The sequence below is a fragment of the Halomonas beimenensis genome (genome assembly GCF_002549795.1).
Classification (GTDB): Bacteria; Pseudomonadota; Gammaproteobacteria; order Pseudomonadales; family Halomonadaceae; genus Halomonas; species Halomonas beimenensis.
This window is the reverse complement of sequence record NZ_CP021435.1, coordinates 1,943,891-1,960,533: the sequence shown is the minus strand read 5'-3', so window position 1 is coordinate 1,960,533 and position 16,643 is coordinate 1,943,891. Positions and strand designations below refer to the sequence as shown.

The 16,643-nt window shown below is 70.0% G+C and carries 17 protein-coding genes; 12 read left to right on the top strand and 5 right to left on the bottom strand.

Annotated features, from left to right (window positions below; genetic code table 11):
- Positions 1-184: 184 nt before the first annotated feature.
- Entirely contained in the window at positions 185-1,279 is a 1,095-nt protein-coding gene (locus BEI_RS09310; RefSeq protein ID WP_097789260.1) for a bifunctional nicotinamide-nucleotide adenylyltransferase/Nudix hydroxylase, read from the bottom strand.
- A 151-nt stretch (positions 1,280-1,430) separates the two neighbouring features.
- On the opposite strand from BEI_RS09310, the gene BEI_RS09305 reads away from it, so the two are divergent.
- Positions 1,431-2,507: a YihY/virulence factor BrkB family protein gene (locus tag BEI_RS09305; RefSeq protein WP_097791043.1), complete on the top strand. Its 1,077-nt coding sequence runs from the start codon at positions 1,431-1,433 to the stop codon at positions 2,505-2,507.
- A gap of 31 nt (positions 2,508-2,538) precedes the next feature.
- Here the strand turns inward: BEI_RS09305 and BEI_RS09300 are convergent, their stop codons facing one another.
- Positions 2,539-3,582, bottom strand: coding sequence for a Glu/Leu/Phe/Val family dehydrogenase (locus BEI_RS09300; protein ID WP_097789259.1), 1,044 nt, complete (start codon positions 3,580-3,582; stop codon positions 2,539-2,541).
- A 217-nt stretch (positions 3,583-3,799) separates the two neighbouring features.
- On the opposite strand from BEI_RS09300, the gene BEI_RS09295 reads away from it, so the two are divergent.
- Positions 3,800-4,072 (top strand): acylphosphatase, encoded by a 273-nt coding sequence (locus BEI_RS09295; protein WP_097789258.1) that lies wholly within the window; start codon positions 3,800-3,802, stop codon positions 4,070-4,072.
- Between the two features lie 166 nt (positions 4,073-4,238).
- On the opposite strand, the gene BEI_RS09290 is transcribed toward BEI_RS09295, so the two are convergent.
- The 3 genes from BEI_RS09290 to BEI_RS09280 form a co-directional block, all read right to left on the bottom strand.
- Positions 4,239-5,180 carry a nucleoside hydrolase gene (locus tag BEI_RS09290; protein WP_097789257.1) on the bottom strand — a complete coding sequence of 314 codons (942 nt, stop codon included), beginning with the start codon at positions 5,178-5,180 and terminating at the stop codon, positions 4,239-4,241.
- 21 nt (positions 5,181-5,201) lie between these two features.
- The gene (locus tag BEI_RS09285) at positions 5,202-6,110 is read right to left on the bottom strand and encodes a ribokinase (protein ID WP_097789256.1); all 909 of its coding nucleotides are present in this window, start codon (positions 6,108-6,110) and stop codon (positions 5,202-5,204) included.
- Positions 6,111-6,268: 158 nt separating this feature from the next.
- Positions 6,269-7,201 (bottom strand): D-2-hydroxyacid dehydrogenase, encoded by a 933-nt coding sequence (locus BEI_RS09280; RefSeq protein ID WP_097789255.1) that lies wholly within the window; start codon positions 7,199-7,201, stop codon positions 6,269-6,271.
- A gap of 264 nt (positions 7,202-7,465) precedes the next feature.
- Between BEI_RS09280 and BEI_RS09275 the strand changes: the two genes are divergently transcribed.
- The 10 genes from BEI_RS09275 (at position 7,466) to tolB (ending at position 16,634) form a co-directional block, all read left to right on the top strand.
- Entirely contained in the window at positions 7,466-7,720 is a 255-nt protein-coding gene (locus BEI_RS09275; RefSeq protein WP_097789254.1) for an FmdB family zinc ribbon protein, read from the top strand.
- Between the two features lie 51 nt (positions 7,721-7,771).
- Positions 7,772-9,553, top strand: coding sequence for an aspartate--tRNA ligase (gene aspS, locus BEI_RS09270; RefSeq protein WP_097789253.1), 1,782 nt, complete (start codon positions 7,772-7,774; stop codon positions 9,551-9,553).
- A gap of 125 nt (positions 9,554-9,678) precedes the next feature.
- Positions 9,679-10,431: a YebC/PmpR family DNA-binding transcriptional regulator gene (locus BEI_RS09265; RefSeq protein ID WP_097789252.1), complete on the top strand. Its 753-nt coding sequence runs from the start codon at positions 9,679-9,681 to the stop codon at positions 10,429-10,431.
- A gap of 279 nt (positions 10,432-10,710) precedes the next feature.
- Positions 10,711-11,253, top strand: coding sequence for a crossover junction endodeoxyribonuclease RuvC (gene ruvC, locus BEI_RS09260; RefSeq protein WP_097789251.1), 543 nt, complete (start codon positions 10,711-10,713; stop codon positions 11,251-11,253).
- A gap of 119 nt (positions 11,254-11,372) precedes the next feature.
- Entirely contained in the window at positions 11,373-11,987 is a 615-nt protein-coding gene (gene ruvA, locus BEI_RS09255; RefSeq protein WP_097789250.1) for a Holliday junction branch migration protein RuvA, read from the top strand.
- A 44-nt stretch (positions 11,988-12,031) separates the two neighbouring features.
- Positions 12,032-13,060, top strand: a complete 1,029-nt coding sequence (gene ruvB / locus BEI_RS09250) for a Holliday junction branch migration DNA helicase RuvB (protein ID WP_097789249.1) — start codon at positions 12,032-12,034, stop codon at positions 13,058-13,060.
- A gap of 37 nt (positions 13,061-13,097) precedes the next feature.
- Positions 13,098-13,775 (top strand): protein TolQ, encoded by a 678-nt coding sequence (gene tolQ / locus BEI_RS09245; protein ID WP_193765203.1) that lies wholly within the window; start codon positions 13,098-13,100, stop codon positions 13,773-13,775.
- A 13-nt stretch (positions 13,776-13,788) separates the two neighbouring features.
- On the top strand, positions 13,789-14,229 hold the full coding sequence (gene tolR / locus BEI_RS09240) for a protein TolR (RefSeq protein WP_097789247.1): 441 nt from the start codon (positions 13,789-13,791) through the stop codon (positions 14,227-14,229).
- Positions 14,230-14,238: 9 nt separating this feature from the next.
- Positions 14,239-15,345, top strand: coding sequence for a cell envelope integrity protein TolA (gene tolA, locus BEI_RS09235; RefSeq protein WP_097789246.1), 1,107 nt, complete (start codon positions 14,239-14,241; stop codon positions 15,343-15,345).
- A complete protein-coding gene (gene tolB / locus BEI_RS09230; protein WP_097789245.1) occupies positions 15,345-16,634 on the top strand; it encodes a Tol-Pal system beta propeller repeat protein TolB in 1,290 nt (429 codons plus the stop codon). Before tolA ends, tolB begins: the two co-directional genes overlap by 1 nt.
- Positions 16,635-16,643 lie beyond the last annotated feature (9 nt).

Below are 16,643 nucleotides of genomic sequence, written 5' to 3'. Positions count from 1 at the left end.
AGCCTCAGCGTATCCACCACGAGCCTGGCCTTCCGGCTCCCGATACCACCGCCGCTAACGCACCGGCTCGCGCTCTGAAGAGCGCTCCCTCGAGGCGCCAGGCAGCCCTTCGTGGGAGCGCAGCCTGCTGCGCGATGCCTGGCGGCGTCATGGCGATACCGGCGTGCACTCCTGCCCTGTTCGATCAGGGCTCGCTGAAGTCGGCGGGCAGCCCCAGGAAGTTCTGGATGATGAAGAAGTGGTCCTCGAAGAGGGCGTCGGGCTCCAGGTCGGCCAGCGGCACCCAGCGGGCATGGTCGCCGCCCTTGACCGGCTTGAGGCGGGGCAATTGCTGCTCCGGGCGCAGGGCGAAGTAGAAGGCCTCGGCCAGGGTGCGGCCCCGCCAGCTGCGGTGGGGCTCGTCGAACAGCCGTTGTCCGCGCAGCGAGCCCTTGAGCACCGGCTCCGGCACCTTGAGGCGCACCCGCTCCCTCAGCTCCCTCAGGCAGGCGTCCAGCAGCCGTTCATGGGGATTGATGAAGCCGCCGGGCAGGGCGTAGAGCCCCTTGCCCGGGGCGGCGGTCCGCTTGACCAGCAGCACGTGGCCGGACTGCACCACCACGGCGTTGACGGTGACGAAGATCGGGGGATAGGGCGCCTGCGCCCAGGCCTCCCGGTACTGATCCAGCAGCTGCTGTTCCTCCACCAGCTGACGGTAGGCCTCGGTGCCGAAGAAGCCCCGTACCTCCTCGACCACCCCGGGGGGAAGGTCATGGGAGGCGCCGGTGCTGGCGTAGTCCGTGGCGGCGGCGGGCGAGCGGAACAGTCGCTCGCGGATCTGGCTGGCCGAGATGCCGTCCACCATGGGCACGCTGACCGATTCCCACTGCGGGAAGAGGGACAGGTAATAGCTGGACTGGCCGCGGCTGGCGCCGATCAGTCCGATGCGCGGTAGCCGGGCATGGCTCGGGGAGGCGATGTCACGCACCTTGCGTTGCACGTCCCGTACCCAGACATCGTTGTTGTACAGGGCGTCGAGCAGCGGCACGATCTCCAGGCGGGCGTTGTCCTCCTCGTCGAAGGCGCTGCGCAGCATGCGGCGGCGCTCGTCGAAGCGCCAGGGGTTGCGCAGGGAACGGGCCTGCCAGGCGGACCCCACCAGCACGATCACCTGGCGGGCGCGCTTGAGGGCCTCGTGGATCACCGCCAGGTGGCCGAGATGGGGGGGCTGGAAGCGGCCGATGAAGACGAGGCAGTCGAAGTCGGGAGTGACGGGATCGGCGTCCGAGGTCGGACACATGGCAGGGCTCCGAGGGAAAAAGGCCCATTATGGTGACCCGCCATGGGGCGTGCAATCGGCCGCGGCGGCCATGGCCCGGCGCTCGCCCGGCCTGCAGGCGGGCCGAGCCTTCGGTATGCTGGAAGCGGACAAGGGACTGTGGGGAAAGCCGATGTTGAACGAGATCAAGCGGAATCTGGCATTCTGGGCTCGGGTGGTGCGGGAGGCCGTCCGGCTCTGGGTCGATCGCAACGCCTTCAGCTATGCCGGGTCGCTGGCCTTCTACACGCTGTTCTCGCTGGCGCCCACCATCATCATCGCGGTGACCGTGATCGGGCTGGTGCTGGGCGAGGAGGCCGCCCAGGGCCAGATCGTCGCCCAGCTCCAGGACACCATGGGCCCGGGGGCCGCCCGGGCGATCCAGGAGGCGGTGGCCCAGTCGCGGATCGAGGCCTCGGGCCTCTGGCCGACCCTGCTGGGCATCGGCGCCCTGCTGGTCGGGGCGACCACCGTCTTCGGCCAGATGCAGCACTCCCTGAACAGCCTCTGGGGGGTCACCGCCCGCCCCAGCACCAACAGCCTGCTGATCCTGCTCAAGCAGCGGCTGCTGTCGCTGGCCGTGGTCCTGGCCATCGGCTTCATCATGCTCGTCTCGCTGGCGCTCGGCGTGGTCGTCAAGGCGCTGCTGCGGGCGGCCGATGACCTGCTGCCGTTCGTCGGCGCCCTGACCTCCGGGGTCGAGTTCCTGGTGTCGCTGGCGGTGGTGGCGGCGCTGTTCGCGACCATCTTCCGGGTGCTGCCCGATGTGGTGCTGACCTGGCGGGACGTCCTGGTGGGCGCGCTGGTGACGGCACTGCTGTTCGCCCTCGGTCGCTCGGCCATCGCCACCTACCTGACGTATACGGCCACGGCCTCCACCTATGGCGCGGCCGGCTCCATCGTGGTCGTGCTGCTGTGGGTCTACTACTCGTCGCTGATCCTGCTGTTCGGCGCGGCCCTGACCAAGTGCCATCTGGTGGCCCGGGGGAAGGCGGTGATTCCACGCAACACCGCGGTGCGGGTCAGGCACGAACTGCTCGAGGAGGAGCCCGCCAGGCAGGCCGCGCAGGGTCGCTGGCGGCCGAGCCGCTGGAAGAAGTCGCCGCCCGTCGGCGACGCGGAGGAGGGGGCCTCGCCGGGCGCGCCCCCGGGGGAGGACGGGGCCGGCGAGGCGGAGGAGCCGCCGGCCGAACCCCGAGCGTCCCGCTAGCTCGGCGTTCGGTCCGGCGGACTCCCGGGACTCAGGCGCTCGGCTGGAAGCGTTCCCGGGCCAGGTCGTCGGCCACCGGTGCCGGGCTGCGACCTTCCCGGGCGGCGCGGGCGAAGATCTCGTCCAGGGTACGGCCGATGCCCTCGATGTGGCTCATGACATCCTCGCGACGGTAGTCGCCGCGGCGCTGCCAAGCGATCTCGATGACGCCGCCGGCGTTGGCCACGTAGTCCGGGGTATAGAGGATGCCGCGCGCCAGCAGCCGGTCGGCGACCTCGGGGCGGGCCAGCTGGTTGTTGGCGGCCCCGCACACCACCCGCGCCCTGAGGCGATCCACCACCTCGGGGGTAAGGGCCGCGCCCATGGCACAGGGGGCGAAGACGTCGACGTCGGCGTCGACGATGGCATCCGGCACGACGGTCTCGGCCCCGAGCTCCTCGCCCAGCCGGATGAGGGCGTCCCGGTCCACGTCGGTCAGCACCAGGCGAGCGCCGGCCGCATGCAGCTGCCGGGCCAGGTGCGCGCCCACGTGGCCGACCCCCTGGACGGCCACCCGCAGGCCCGTGAGGTCGTCGCGGTCCAGGCCATGACGAACGGCGCTGCGCAGGGCGCAGAAGACGCCGTGGGCGGTGAAGGGCGACGGGTCGCCGGACACGCCGCCATGGCCCAGTCCGCCCACGTGGTCGGTCGTCTCGGCGATGACGCGCATGTCGGCCTCGCTGGAACCCGAGTCCTCGGCGGTGATGTAGTGGCCGCCGAGGGAGTCCACCAGCCGGCCCATGGCGCGCAGCATCTCGGGGCTCTTGTCGCGGCGCGGATCGGCGATGATCACCGCCTTGCCGCCGCCCAGGGGCAGATCGGCGAGCGCCGACTTGTAGGTCATCCCGCGGGACAGGCGCAGCACGTCGGTGAGGGCCTCGTCCTCGCTGGCGTAGGGGTAGATGCGCAGGCCGCCGAGGGCGGGGCCGCGGTAGGTGTCGTGGATGGCGATGATGGCGCGCAGCCCGCTCGCCTCGTCGCTGCCATAGACCACCTGCCGGTGATGGTCGAATTCGGGATGGTCGAAGACCGACATGAGGGTTCTCCCTTGTGAGGATGCTTGTTGTGGTCGGCTCGCCTCGGATAGGGCGATGCCCGGCGCTCGTCGACTTGTGGTCGCGCGAGGGCCGTGTGACAGCCTAAAGACTAGAGCATCCCTTCGGTAGCGGGAAGCCCGGGCCTTGGTCGAGGCCGGTCACCGATGCTAGAAAGAAGGACGACAGCCATGCCCCCATGCCACAGGAGGGAACCCGATGGAGCATTGTTGCGTGAAGGCCCTGGTCACCGGCAAGGTCCAGGGCGTGTGGTATCGACGCGCCACCCAGGAGCAGGCCCTGAAGGCGGGCGTGACGGGGCACGCGAGAAACCTCACCGACGGGCGCGTGGAGGTGCTGCTATGCGGCCGGCGGGACGCCGTGCGTGACGTCAGTGAATGGCTCTGGAAGGGGCCTCCCGGGGCTCGGGTCACCCACGTGGAGCTGGAGGTCGTGGAGGCCCACGAGCCGGACTGCTTCACCACCGGCTAGGAGCCAGTCGGGCTTAACGCTGATCTATCGCGAATGCCGGGCTTTCGGCCAACTTCATTCGATCCATTTCGTGCAATAGCGCCCTATTCGCCTTATCGATCGATGAATTTGACTCGAAATCCGTGACTCTCGCGACGAGCGGGCGACCCTGACAGGCGCCCGGGTCTCATGCCAGCGTGCGGGTGATCCACTCCACCAGGGCCTCTCCGTCGACGTCCAGGCAGACGTCCACCAGCGGCGTGCGGGACCAGCGTGGCTCGATGTAGGCCCGGTTCTCCGGGGCGAACAGGGTCTGACCCTCGGCATCCCCGTCCGTGGCCACGGTCAGGTGGCCGCGGGCGGTCTCGAAGAGTTCGGGACACATCAGCCAGGCCAGGGCGCAGCTGTCATGGGGGCAGCAGCCGTCGATGCCGAGCATCTCCTGGTAGAAGTCGCGATAGAAGGCGTAACTGCCGGCCAGTACCTCGCCGAGCTCCCCCTGGCCTTCCCGGATCCGCGCCATGTGCCCGGGCGTGAGCACGCAGCGGTGGGTGACGTCCAGGCCCACCAGGGTCAGGGGCCAGCCCGCGGTCAGCACGCGTTGCGCCGCATGGGGGTCGTTGAAGATGTTGGCCTCGGCCACCGGGGTCACGTTGCCACCCTCCCGCACCGAGCCGCCCATCACCACCACCCGCTTGACCCGGTCGATCAGGGTCGGGTCGAGCTGGACGGCGCCCGGGAGGTTGCCCAGGGGGCCCACCGCCACCAGGGTCACTTCGCCGGGACGGGCATCGACGGTGTCGACGATGAAGCGCGCGGCGTCGCGATCGTCGATGCGCCCCTGGACCGCCGGCAGGGCGATGTCGCCGAGGCCGTTGCTGCCGTGGATATGGGCCGGGGCGGGATGGCGCGGCTTGACCATGGGGGCCGCCGACCCCTGGGCCACCGGAACCTGGTGTCCGGCGAGTTCCGACAGCAGCAGGGCGTTGTGGCTGGCGGTGCTGACGTCGACATTGCCGAAGGTGGTGGTCATCCCCAGCAGTTCGATATCGGGGTGGTGCAGGGCGATGGCGATGGCCTGGGCGTCATCGACGCCCGGGTCGGTATCGAAGATGATCGGCTCTGGCATGGAATCCTCGTCGATGCTGGGTCAGGGAGAGGTCGGGCCGTCGCGGAGCGCGCGCTCCACCTCGGCCAGATCGGGAATGCTCTCGGCGGCGCCGGGGCGCTGTACCCCCAGGGCGGCGGCCGTGGCGGCGCGACGCAGGCAGGCCTCGGGGGGCTCCCCGGCCTGCAGGGCGGCCAGGTAATAGCCGATGAAGGTGTCGCCGGCGGCGGTGGTGTCCACCGGAGTCACGGGAAGCGGGGGCTGGAAGTGTCGGCGCGCCCCGTGCTGGTACCAGGCGCCGTCGCCGCCCAGCGTGAGCACGGTCTCGGTCTCCGGCAGGCGACGACCCAGGGCGTCGAGGAGCGCCTCGGCCGAGGCATCGTCGCCCAGGCCGGTGAGCCCCTCGGCCTCGCCGCGGTTGACGAAGAGCAGCCGGCAGGTCGCCAGCGGCAGGTCGGCCACGGCTGCGGTCATCGGGGCCGGATTGAAGGCGACATGCAGCCCCCGCTCCCGGGCCGCCTCGAGGACATGGGGGAGGGCGTTGCACTCGTTCTGGGCCAGCAGCCAGTCCCCGGGACGGGCCTCGGCGACCAGCGCATCCAGGGCCTCGGGGGTGAAGCCGTGGTTGGCGCCGGGGAAGAGCAGGATGGCGTTCTCGCCCTGGTCGTCCACCTGGATGATGGCGTGTCCGCCGGGCTCGTCCACCAGTGCGATGGCGTCCACCTCGACGCCGGCCTGGTCGAGGAAGTCCCGTGCCCAGGCGTCCTGGCGCCCGAGCCGGCCCCAGTGGCGCACGCGACCGCCCGCACGGGCCATGGCCAGGGACTGGTTGGCACCCTTGCCGCCCAGGCCGACGCGATAGTCGCGGCTGGCCAGGGTCTCGCCGGGCCGGACCAGGTGAGGAACGCGATAGAAATGGTCGAGATTGATCGACCCGTAGTTGTGCAGCATGCCGTCGTCCGGATGAGGCGTGGATGGAAGGACCTTGATCGGCGTGAGTATCCAAGCCCGGCGTGGGCGGCGCAAGCCATCGCCGATATCGTCGCGATATTTATACCGTTATCTTCTCTCAAGGAAGTAGCAGCGAGCCGAGCTGGAGACTCACGTCATCAGGCGCGGAGGGGGCCTTCCAGGTTCTCGGCGGTGAGCTCGACGATCCGCTGGCGAGCCTCGGGGCTGATCCAGGCGTTGTGGGGCGTGACGATGAGGTTCAGCGGCTCCTGGAGGGCGTCGATCAAGGGGTGACCGTCCCGCGGCGGCTCCTCGGGCAGGACGTCGACGGCGAGCCCGCCGAGCCGGCCCGATCGCAGCGCCGCCAGGGCGGCGAGCTCGTCGATGATCCCCCCCCGGGCGCAGTTGACCAGCAGGGCACCGGGCTTGACCCGGGACAGCAGGGCGTCGTCCACCAGGTGGCGGGTGGCCGGGGTGAGCGGGCAGTGCAGGCTGATGGCATCGGCATCGCCGGCCGCCCGGGCCAGGGTGGGGCGGGGATCCTCTTCGGCGCCGGGACGGGCGGCATAGTCGACCGTCATGCCGAAGGCCTCGGCGAGCCGGCCGACGCCAGCGCCGAGCTCGCCCCGTCCGACGATCACCAGCCGCTTCCCGTCGAGCTGCAGGGTGCGGTGATCCATCAGGCAGAAGAAGGGGCTCTCGCCCCAGCGGCCGTCGGCGACGTCGCGCTGGTAGCGGGGGAGGCGTCCCGCCAGGGCCAGCAGCAGCATCAGGGTGTGCTGGGCCACGCTGGCCGTGCCATAGGCGGTGACATTGCGGACCTCGATGCCGCGGCGCTCGGCCTCGACCATGTCGATGTTGTTGGTGCCGGTGGCCAGTACGCAGATCAGGCGCAGTTCGGGCAGGGCCGCGAGGGCGGAGGCGTCCAGTACCACCTTGTTGACGATGGCCACCTGCGCCCCGGCGAGACGCCCGACCACCCGGTCCGGGGGCGTCCGGGCGTGAACGTCGAGTCGCGAGACTCGCGCCTCGATCGGCGCGAGATCGATATCGTGGCCGAGGCTGTCGGCGTCGAGAATCACGGCATGCATGGCGGCATCCTGGTCGGTGGAGGGAAGGGCAAAGCGCCCCCTTGCAGACCTGTCGACGGATCAGCCCCGAGCGATAACGTTAAGCCCCTGGAACGGCATCCCGGGGCTGGGCCTGGGGCAGCCCGGCAGGCTATACTAGCGGGCTTTCGAGGCAGGCTTGGATTATCCGCAGCCAGACCTTATATCGCAGAACGCACACCGCGACCGAGCGAGGTTGCGTCGTCGCATCACCCTTTGGGACGTCGTTACCGGGAGAATCAAACCATGCCCATCTACGAATACGAGTGCAAGGCCTGCGGCCATCGCCTGGAGAAGCTTCAGAAGATCGATGCCGACCCGCTCACCGATTGCCCCGCCTGCGAGCAGTCCGAGCTCGGTCGCCTGGTGTCCGCGGCCGGTTTCCGCCTGGCCGGAGGCGGCTGGTACGAGACCGACTTCAAGACCGGCAGCAAGAAGAACCTGGCCGGCGGCAGCGACGCGGCCGCCGGGTCGTCGAGCAAGGACGGGGCGGCGGCCTGACCGCGCCCGCCGCCACTTTACCCCATTACACGCAACAGAACAGGATACGACATGCGCAGCCATTATTGCGGCCAGCTGAACGAGACCATGGTGGATCAGACGGTCACCCTGTGCGGTTGGGTACATCGCCGCCGTGACCACGGGGGGGTCATCTTCCTCGACATGCGCGACCGGGATGGCATCGCCCAGGTCGTGGTCGACCCCGATACCGCCGAGGCCTTCGCCAATGCCGACCGCGCCCGCAGCGAATACGTGCTGCGCATCCAGGGGCGGGTGCGGCTGCGTCCCGAGGGGACCCAGAACCCGAACATGCCCACCGGGCTGATCGAGGTCCTGGCCAAGGACGTCGAGGTGCTCAACACCGCGGCGACGCCGCCCTTCCAGCTCGACGAACACGGCAAGGTCGGCGAGGAGGTGCGCCTCAAGCACCGCTACATCGACCTGCGCCGCCCGGAGATGATCGACAAGCTGCGCCTGCGCTCGCGCATCTCCCACAGCGTCCGGGCCTACCTCGAGGGCCAGGGCTTCCTGGACATCGAGACGCCGATCCTGACCCGCGCCACCCCGGAAGGCGCCCGGGACTACCTGGTCCCCAGCCGGACCCATCCGGGCAGCTTCTTTGCCCTGCCGCAGTCGCCCCAGCTGTTCAAGCAGCTGCTGATGGTGTCCGGCTTCGACCGCTACTACCAGATCGCCAAGTGCTTCCGCGACGAGGACCTGCGCGCCGACCGTCAGCCGGAGTTCACCCAGATCGACCTGGAGGCCTCCTTCGTCGAGGAGGAGGACATCATGGCGATCACCGAGGGCATGGTGCGCCAGCTGTTCCGGGAGGTCCTCGACGTGGAGCTGCCCGAGTTCCCGCGCATGCCCTATGCCGAGGCCATGCAGCGCTTCGGTTCCGACAAGCCGGACCTGCGCATCCCGCTGGAGCTCACCGACGTCGACGACCTGATGAAGGACGTGGACTTCAAGGTATTCTCCGGCCCGGCCAACGCCGACGACGGCCGCGTCGCCGCCCTCAAGGTCAAGGGCGGCGCCTCCCTGACCCGCAAGGAAATCGACGAGTACACCAAGTTCGTCGGCATCTACGGCGCCCGCGGCCTGGCCTGGATCAAGGTCAACGAGCGGGCCCGTGGCCTCGAGGGGCTGCAGTCGCCGATCGTCAAGTTCATGGAAGGCGTGGTCGAGGCCCTGCTGGACCGCGTCGGTGCCGAGGACGGCGACATCATCTTCTTCGGCGCGGACGACGCCCGGATCGTCAACGAGGCCCTGGGTGCCCTGCGCGTCAGGCTCGGCGAGGACCTGGACCTCTACACCGCCGACTGGGCCCCGCTGTGGGTGGTCGACTTCCCGATGTTCGAGGACGACGGCAGCGCCCGCCTGCAGGCCCTGCACCATCCCTTCACCGCGCCGTCCTGCGACGTGGAGACGCTGAAGGCCAACCCGGTCGAGGCGCTGTCCCGTGCCTACGACATGGTGCTCAACGGCACCGAGCTCGGCGGCGGTTCCATCCGTATCCACGATCAGGCGATGCAGCAGGCCGTCCTCAAGGTGCTGGGCATCGACGAGGAGGAGGCCCGCGAGAAGTTCGGCTTCCTGATCGACGCCCTGCAGTACGGCGCACCGCCCCATGGCGGCCTGGCCTTCGGCCTGGACCGCCTGGTGATGCTGATGACCGGCGCGCGCACCATCCGCGAGGTGATCGCCTTCCCGAAGACCCAGAGCGCCGCCTGCCTGATGACCGATGCCCCGGGCGAGGTCAGCGCCGAGCAGCTCAAGGAGCTGCACATCCGGCTGCGGCAGAAGGCCAAGGCGGAGTCCGCCGGCGAGTGACGCCCGGGCCATTCCGTCGATGCACCGGCGCCCCTGTGGCGCCGGTGTCGTTTGCACGCCACTATCCACCCATCGAGAGCGAGAGAAGCGCAGCATGATCTCGGTGCTTCTCAAGGAGTCGTGATATGGCAGGCCATAGCAAATGGTCCAACATCAAGCACCGCAAGGCCGCCCAGGACGCCAAGCGGGGCAAGATCTTCAACAAGCTGATCCGCGAGCTGACCGTGGCCGCTCGCCAGGGCGGCGGCGATCCCGAGGACAACCCCCGGCTGCGCGCGGCCATCGACAAGGCACTGGCCAGCAACATGCCCAAGGACACCGTCCAGCGGGCGGTGGACCGTGGGGCCGGCAACACCGACGGAGACGACATGGAGGAGGTCGTCTACGAGGGGTACGGGCCCGAGGGGGTCGCGGTGATGGTCGAGGCGATGACCGACAATCGCAATCGAACGGTCTCCGAGGTGCGACATGCCTTCAACAAGCACGGGGGTAACCTCGGCACGTCCGGTTCGGTGGCCTTCATGTTCCACAAGCAGGGGCGGCTCACCCTGCCGGAAGGCATCGGCGAGGAGGCCGCCATGGAGGCGACGCTCGAGGCCGAGCCCGAGGACATCGAGCGCCTGGAGGACGGCCGCCTGGAGGTGGTGACCACCCCGGAGAGCTTCGGTGCGGTCAAGGACGCCCTGGTCTCGGCGGGACTCGAGCCCGAGGCCAGCGATGTCGGCCTGTTCCCGGACAACTACACCCGCATCGACGACGCCGAGCTCGGGCGGCGCATCGTCAGGTTGGTCGACCGCCTGGAGGACCTGGACGATGTGCAGAATGTTTACACCAATGCGGACTTCGCCGATGCCATCATGGACGAACTGCAGGATTGAAGCCGCACACCAATGCGCTCTCGATCCGGCGCCGATGCCATCATGGACGAACTGCAGGATTGAAGCCGCACACCAATGCGCTCTCGATCCGGCGCCGATGCCGGCATGGACGAACTGCAGGATTGAAGCCGCACACCATTGCGCTCTCGATCCGGCGCCGATGCCGGCATGGACGAACTGCAGGATTGAAGCCGCACACCAATGCGCTCTCGATCCGGCGCCGATGCCGGCATGGACGAGTTGCAGGATGACGAGTGTCCCGCTTCGGGGAGAGGCACGATGCTGATCCTGGGCATCGACCCCGGCTCGCGGATCACCGGCTACGGGGTGCTGGACGCGGCCACGCCGACGCCGCGCTACGTGGCCAGCGGCTGCATCCGCACCCGGGGCGACGACCTCGCCCAGCGCCTGGCCCAGGTGTATGCCGGGATCAGCGAGCTGATCGGCTTGCACGGGCCGGGCGAGTTCGCCATCGAGCAGGTGTTCATGTCCAAGAACGCCGACTCGGCGCTCAAGCTGGGACAGGCCCGGGGCACCGCCATCGTCTGCGCCGCCAATCACGGCCTGCCGGTCAGCGAGTACGGGCCGCGCCAGATCAAGCAGGCGGTGACCGGCGGCGGGGCCGCCGACAAGGCGCAGGTCCAGCACATGGTGACCGCCATCCTGGGCCTCTCCGGCAGGCCCCAGGCCGACGCCGCCGATGCCCTGGCCATCGCCCTGACTCATGCCCATGCCCGTCTCGGGCTGGTCCAGCAGGGCAGTTACGGCGGCGGCCGGCGCCGGTCCCGGGGGGGCTCCTGGCGGGACTTCCGGCCCTCATGATGTCGCCCGGAGGCGACGCCGATGGCTCCCGCGGCCGGCTGGCATGCCCCGGGGGGGACCAGTATAGTGACCGCGACGCCCGGCGCGCGGGGATTCATCTTCAAGGACAGTGACCTACCATGATCGGACGCTTACGAGGCACCCTGGTGGACAAGCAGCCCCCCTGGCTGCTGGTGGACGTGGCCGGTGTGGGCTACGAGCTGGAGGCGTCCATGACCACCCTGGTGGCGTTGCCCGCCCTCGGCGAGGAGGTGGCCCTGCATACCCACCTGACCGTGCGCGACGACGCCCACCTGCTCTACGGCTTCGCCCGGGAACAGGAGCGGGCGCTGTTCCGCGCCTTGATCAGGGTCAACGGGGTCGGGCCCAAGCTGGCCCTGGCCATCCTCTCCGGCATGGACGAGGACGCCTTCATTCGTTGCGTCATGGACGACGACGTCAAGGCGCTGACGCGCCTGCCCGGCGTGGGCAAGAAGACCGCCGAGCGACTGATCGTCGAGATGCGGGACCGCTTCCCCCACTGGGAAGGGAACGCCGAGCCCGCCGGCATGCCCCTCGAGGCGGTCGGCGCGGCACCGGCGGCGCGCCAGGACCCCCTGGCCGACGCCGAGGCCGCCCTGGTCAGCCTGGGCTACAAGCCCGCCGAGGCCGCCCGCATGCTCACGGGCCTGGAAGAGCAGGGCAGTACCGAGGCCATCATCAAGGCGGCGCTCGCGCGCCGCATGGCGGGCTAGTCTCATGGCTCGCCGCCCATCCCTGACACCGCTGGAGGCTCCCCATGCTGGAGACTGATCGGCTGATCGGCGCCGACAGCCGCGAGGGCGAGGGCCATCTCGATCACGCCATCCGCCCCAAGCAGCTGCACGACTACATCGGCCAGCCCCGGGTGCGCGAGCAGCTGGAGATCTTCATCGGCGCCGCCCGGGGACGCGCCGAGAGCCTGGATCACACCCTGGTCTTCGGTCCCCCCGGGCTCGGCAAGACCACGCTGGCCAACATCATCGCCACCGAGATGGGGGTGGGCCTGAAGTCCACCTCCGGCCCGGTGCTCGAGCGGGCCGGGGACCTGGCCGCCATGCTCACCAACCTGCAGCCCGGGGACGTGCTCTTCATCGACGAGATCCATCGCCTCTCCGCCGTGGTCGAGGAGATCCTCTACCCGGCCATGGAAGACTTCCAGCTGGACATCGTCATCGGCGAGGGACCGGCGGCCCGCTCGATCAAGCTCGACCTGCCGCCCTTCACCCTGGTGGGGGCCACCACTCGGGCGGGCCTGTTGACCTCGCCGCTGCGCGACCGCTTCGGCATCGTCCAGCGCCTCGAGTTCTACAGCATCGAGGAACTCTCCGAGATCGTCGCCCGCTCCGCCCGGCTGCTGGGCGTGGCGGCCGACGAGGACGGCGCCCGGGAGGTGGCGAGGCGCTCCCGGGGCACCCCGCGGATCGCCAACCGCCTGCTGCGCCGGGTGAGGGACTTCGCCGAGGTGCGGGGCAGCGGCCACATCGATGCCGACATCGCCGACCAGGCCCTGAACATGCTGCACGTGGACCACCATGGCCTGGATCACATGGACCGCCGCCTGCTGCTCGCCATGATCGAGAAGTTCGACGGCGGGCCGGTCGGGGTCGATTCGCTGGCCGCGGCCATCGGCGAGGAGCGCGACACCATCGAGGACGTCATCGAACCCTACCTCATCCAGCAGGGGCTGATGATGCGGACCGCTCGGGGCCGGGTCGTGACCCGACAGGCCTGGCACCACTTCGGCCTGGCGCCGGACGATTGCGCCCCGGCGCCATCCCCCGACTGACTCAGACGAGACGACGAGGAATCCCGTGAACGACGCCATGTCCATCCCCCACCTGATCATGAACGCCAGCGGCGTGGTCCAGGCGGTGATGCTGCTGCTGCTGCTGGGCTCGCTGCTGTCCTGGGTGGTGATCTTCCAGCGCAGCTTCGTGATGCGCCGGGCCCGCCGGGCCCACCGTGACTTCGAGGACCGCTTCTGGTCCGGGGTCGACCTCAACGAGCTGTACCGCGAGACGCCTCCGGAGCAGGAGACCCTCGGGGCCGAGCACATCTTCCGCGCCGGCTTTCGCGAGTTCAATCGCCTGCTGCCCAAGACCCGCAGCCCCCAGGCGATCCTCGACGGCGTCCAGCGCAGCATGCGCGTGGCCTGGTCCCGGGAGGAGGATCGCCTGAACCTGCACCTGGTGTTCCTGGCCACCGTGGCGTCCTCGAGCCCCTACATCGGGCTGTTCGGCACCGTCTGGGGCATCATGGGCTCCTTCCAGTCGCTGTCGATGGCCCAGCAGGCGACGCTCGCCACCGTGGCGCCCTGGATCGCCGAGGCCTTGATCGCCACCGCCATGGGGCTGTTCGCCGCCATCCCCGCGGTGATCTTCTACAACCGGCTGTCCGCCGAGTCCTCCCGGATGCTGGGCAAGTACGAGGACTTCGCCGAGGAGTTCCACTCCATCCTGCACCGCAACCTGCAGGGACGCGGCGACGCCGCCGCGGACTGAGGAGGGCGACGCCATGCACGGACCCTTCAACCGCATGGGCCGGCGCAAGCCGATGAACGAGATCAACGTCGTGCCCTTCATCGACGTCATGCTGGTGCTGCTGGTGATCTTCATGATCACCGCGCCCATGCTGACCCAGGGCGTCCAGGTGGACCTGCCTCAGACTCCCTCCGAGCCGATCGAGGACAGCGAGAGTCGCGAGCCGATCATCGTCTCGGTGGACCGGGACGGCCAGCTGTTCGTCTCCCTGGGCGGCGACGACACCGCGGTCGACCTCGACGAGGTCGCCCGTCGGGTCCAGGTGCTGCTGGAACGCCAGCCCGGCACCCAGGTCCTGGTTCGCGGCGACCGCCACGTCGCGTACGGCCAGATCGTCACCCTGATGAGCACCCTGCAGAGCGCCGGGGTCGCCAACGTCGGGCTGATCTCCGAGCCTCCCCCCGGGGAGGCCTGAGGAGGGCGCATGGGACGACATTCCAGACGCGTCGGCTACGGCCTGCCGTTGCTGCTCGCCATCGCCCTGCACCTGGGGCTGCTGGTGGTCAGCGTGATCCGCTTTCCCTCGGCGGAGCGCGAACCGCCCAACCAGGCCATCGTCCAGGCCACCCTGGTGCGTGCCGAGACGGCGACCGACCGGGCCCAGCAGGCCGATCCGACCCAGGCGGTCGAGGCCGCCCGCCAGGCCGAGGAAGAAGCGGCACGCCGGCAGCAAGCCGAGCGGGAAGCCGAGGCCGACCGCCAGCGGCAGGCGGACGCCGAACGTGAGGCGGCCCTGGCCGAGGAGCGTGAAAAGGCCCGCCAAGCCGCCGAAGAGGCCGCCGCCGAGGCGGCGAGGCGGTTCGATGCTGCCGAGCGCCAGGCCGCGTTACGCGAGCAGCAGGAAGCCGAGCGGCGTCGCCAGGAGGCAGAGGCCCGTCGCCAGCGGGAAGCCGAGGAGCGGCGTCGCCGGGAGGCCGAGGCGGAACGCCAGCGCCAGGCCGAGGAAGAGGCTCGCCGCCAGCGGGAAGCCGAGGAGCGACGTCGCCGGGAGGCCGAGGCGGAACGCCAGCGCCAGGCCGAGGAAGAGGCTCGCCGCCAGCGCGAGGCCGAGGAGCGACGTCGACGGGAGGCCGAGGCTCGGCGTCAGGCCGAGGAGGAGGCCCGCCGCCAGCGCGAGGCGGAGGCACAGCGTCGCCAGGAGGAGGCCGCCCGCCGGGCCGCGGAGGCCGCCCAGCAGAGCCTGGACCGGGCCATCGCCGGGGAAGCCGAGGCCGTGGCCAACGCCCGCCAGGCCCAGGAAGCCGCCAACGGCTTCATCAACCTGGTGCGTCGGGCGGTGGAGCAGGCCTGGGTGATCCCCCCCAACGTCCGCGATGGGGCCACCGCGGAGGTGGCGGTGCGCCTGGGGCCTTCCGGGGAGCTATTCGCCGCTCGCATCGGTCGTAGCAGTGGCGATGGCGCCTTCGACCGCTCGGCGCTCCAGGCGGTGGAGAGCGCCGCACCCTTCTCCGAATTGCGCGAGCTGCCCGCCTCCGTGCAGCGGCAGTACCGAGAGTTCAACCTCAGATTCCGACCGGGGGATATACGCTGATGAGAGCCCTGATGAGCACCTGGGTGGTGGTCCTGCTGTCGCTGATCGCGCCGCTGGCCCAGGCCGATCTGACCATCGACATCACCCGCGGCAACGAGCGGGCCACCCCCATCGCCGTGGTGCCGTTCGCCGAGGACGGCCAGACGCTGCCGGTGGACCTGGCCCGGGTGGTCGCCGACGACCTGGAGCGCAGCGGCTACTTCGCGCCCCTGGAGCGCCGGGCCATGTTCGCCCGGCCCGCCAGCGGCGACGAGGTGGCCTTCGGCGACTGGCAGGCCCTGGACACGCGCTACCTGGTGGTGGGGCGGGTCAGCCGCGAGGGGGAGGGCATTCGTATCCGCTACGAGCTGCTCGACGTCAGCGGCGAGTCCCGGATGCTCGGCGAGCGGATCACGGCCGGCCAGGACCAGCTGCGTGCCGCCGCCCATCGCATCAGCGACCAGGTCTTCGAGGCGATCACCGGCATCCGGGGAGCCTTCTCCACCCGCATCGCCTACGTCACCTCCCAGGGCGTGGGCGAGTCGACCGCCTACCAGCTCTACGTGGCGGACGCCGACGGCCGCAACAGCCAGCAGGTCCTCGGTTCCGATCAGCCCATCATGTCGCCGGCCTGGTCGCCGGACGGCAACAAGCTGGCCTACGTGTCCTTCGAGACCGGCCGGCCGGCGATCTACGTCCAGGAGGTGGCGAGCGGGCGGCGAGCCCGGGTCACCTCCTTCGAGGGGCTCAACAGCGCCCCGGCCTGGTCGCCGGACGGGCGTCGCCTGGCCATGGCCCTGTCCCGGGACGGCCAGCCGGAGATCTACGTGATGGATCTCGCCTCGCGCAACCTGGAGCGCATCACCGATGCGCCCAGCATCGAGACCGAGCCAGCCTGGTCGCCGGACGGCGACAGCCTGATCTATACCTCGGATCGCAGCGGGGGCCCGCAGATCTATCGCCATGACCTGCGCAGCGGGGAGGTCCAGCGTCTCACCTTCACCGGCGACTACAACGCCCGAGGACGCTTCGCCCCGGACGGCGAGAGCCTCTTCCTCATCCATCGTGGCGGCAACGGCTATCGGGTCGCCCGCCAGGATCTCGACAACGGCCGCTTGGTGGAGCTGGGCGATGCCGGGCAGGCCGAGTCGCCCAGTGTCGCGCCCAACGGCACCATGGTAATCTTCGCCACCCAGCAGGGCGGCACCGGCGTCCTGGGGGCCGTGTCCGCCGACGGGCGAGCCTCCTTCCGGCTCCCCGCGGCCCAGGGCGACGTCCGCGAGCCCGCCTGGTCGCCGTTTCTGAACTGACATCTCGAA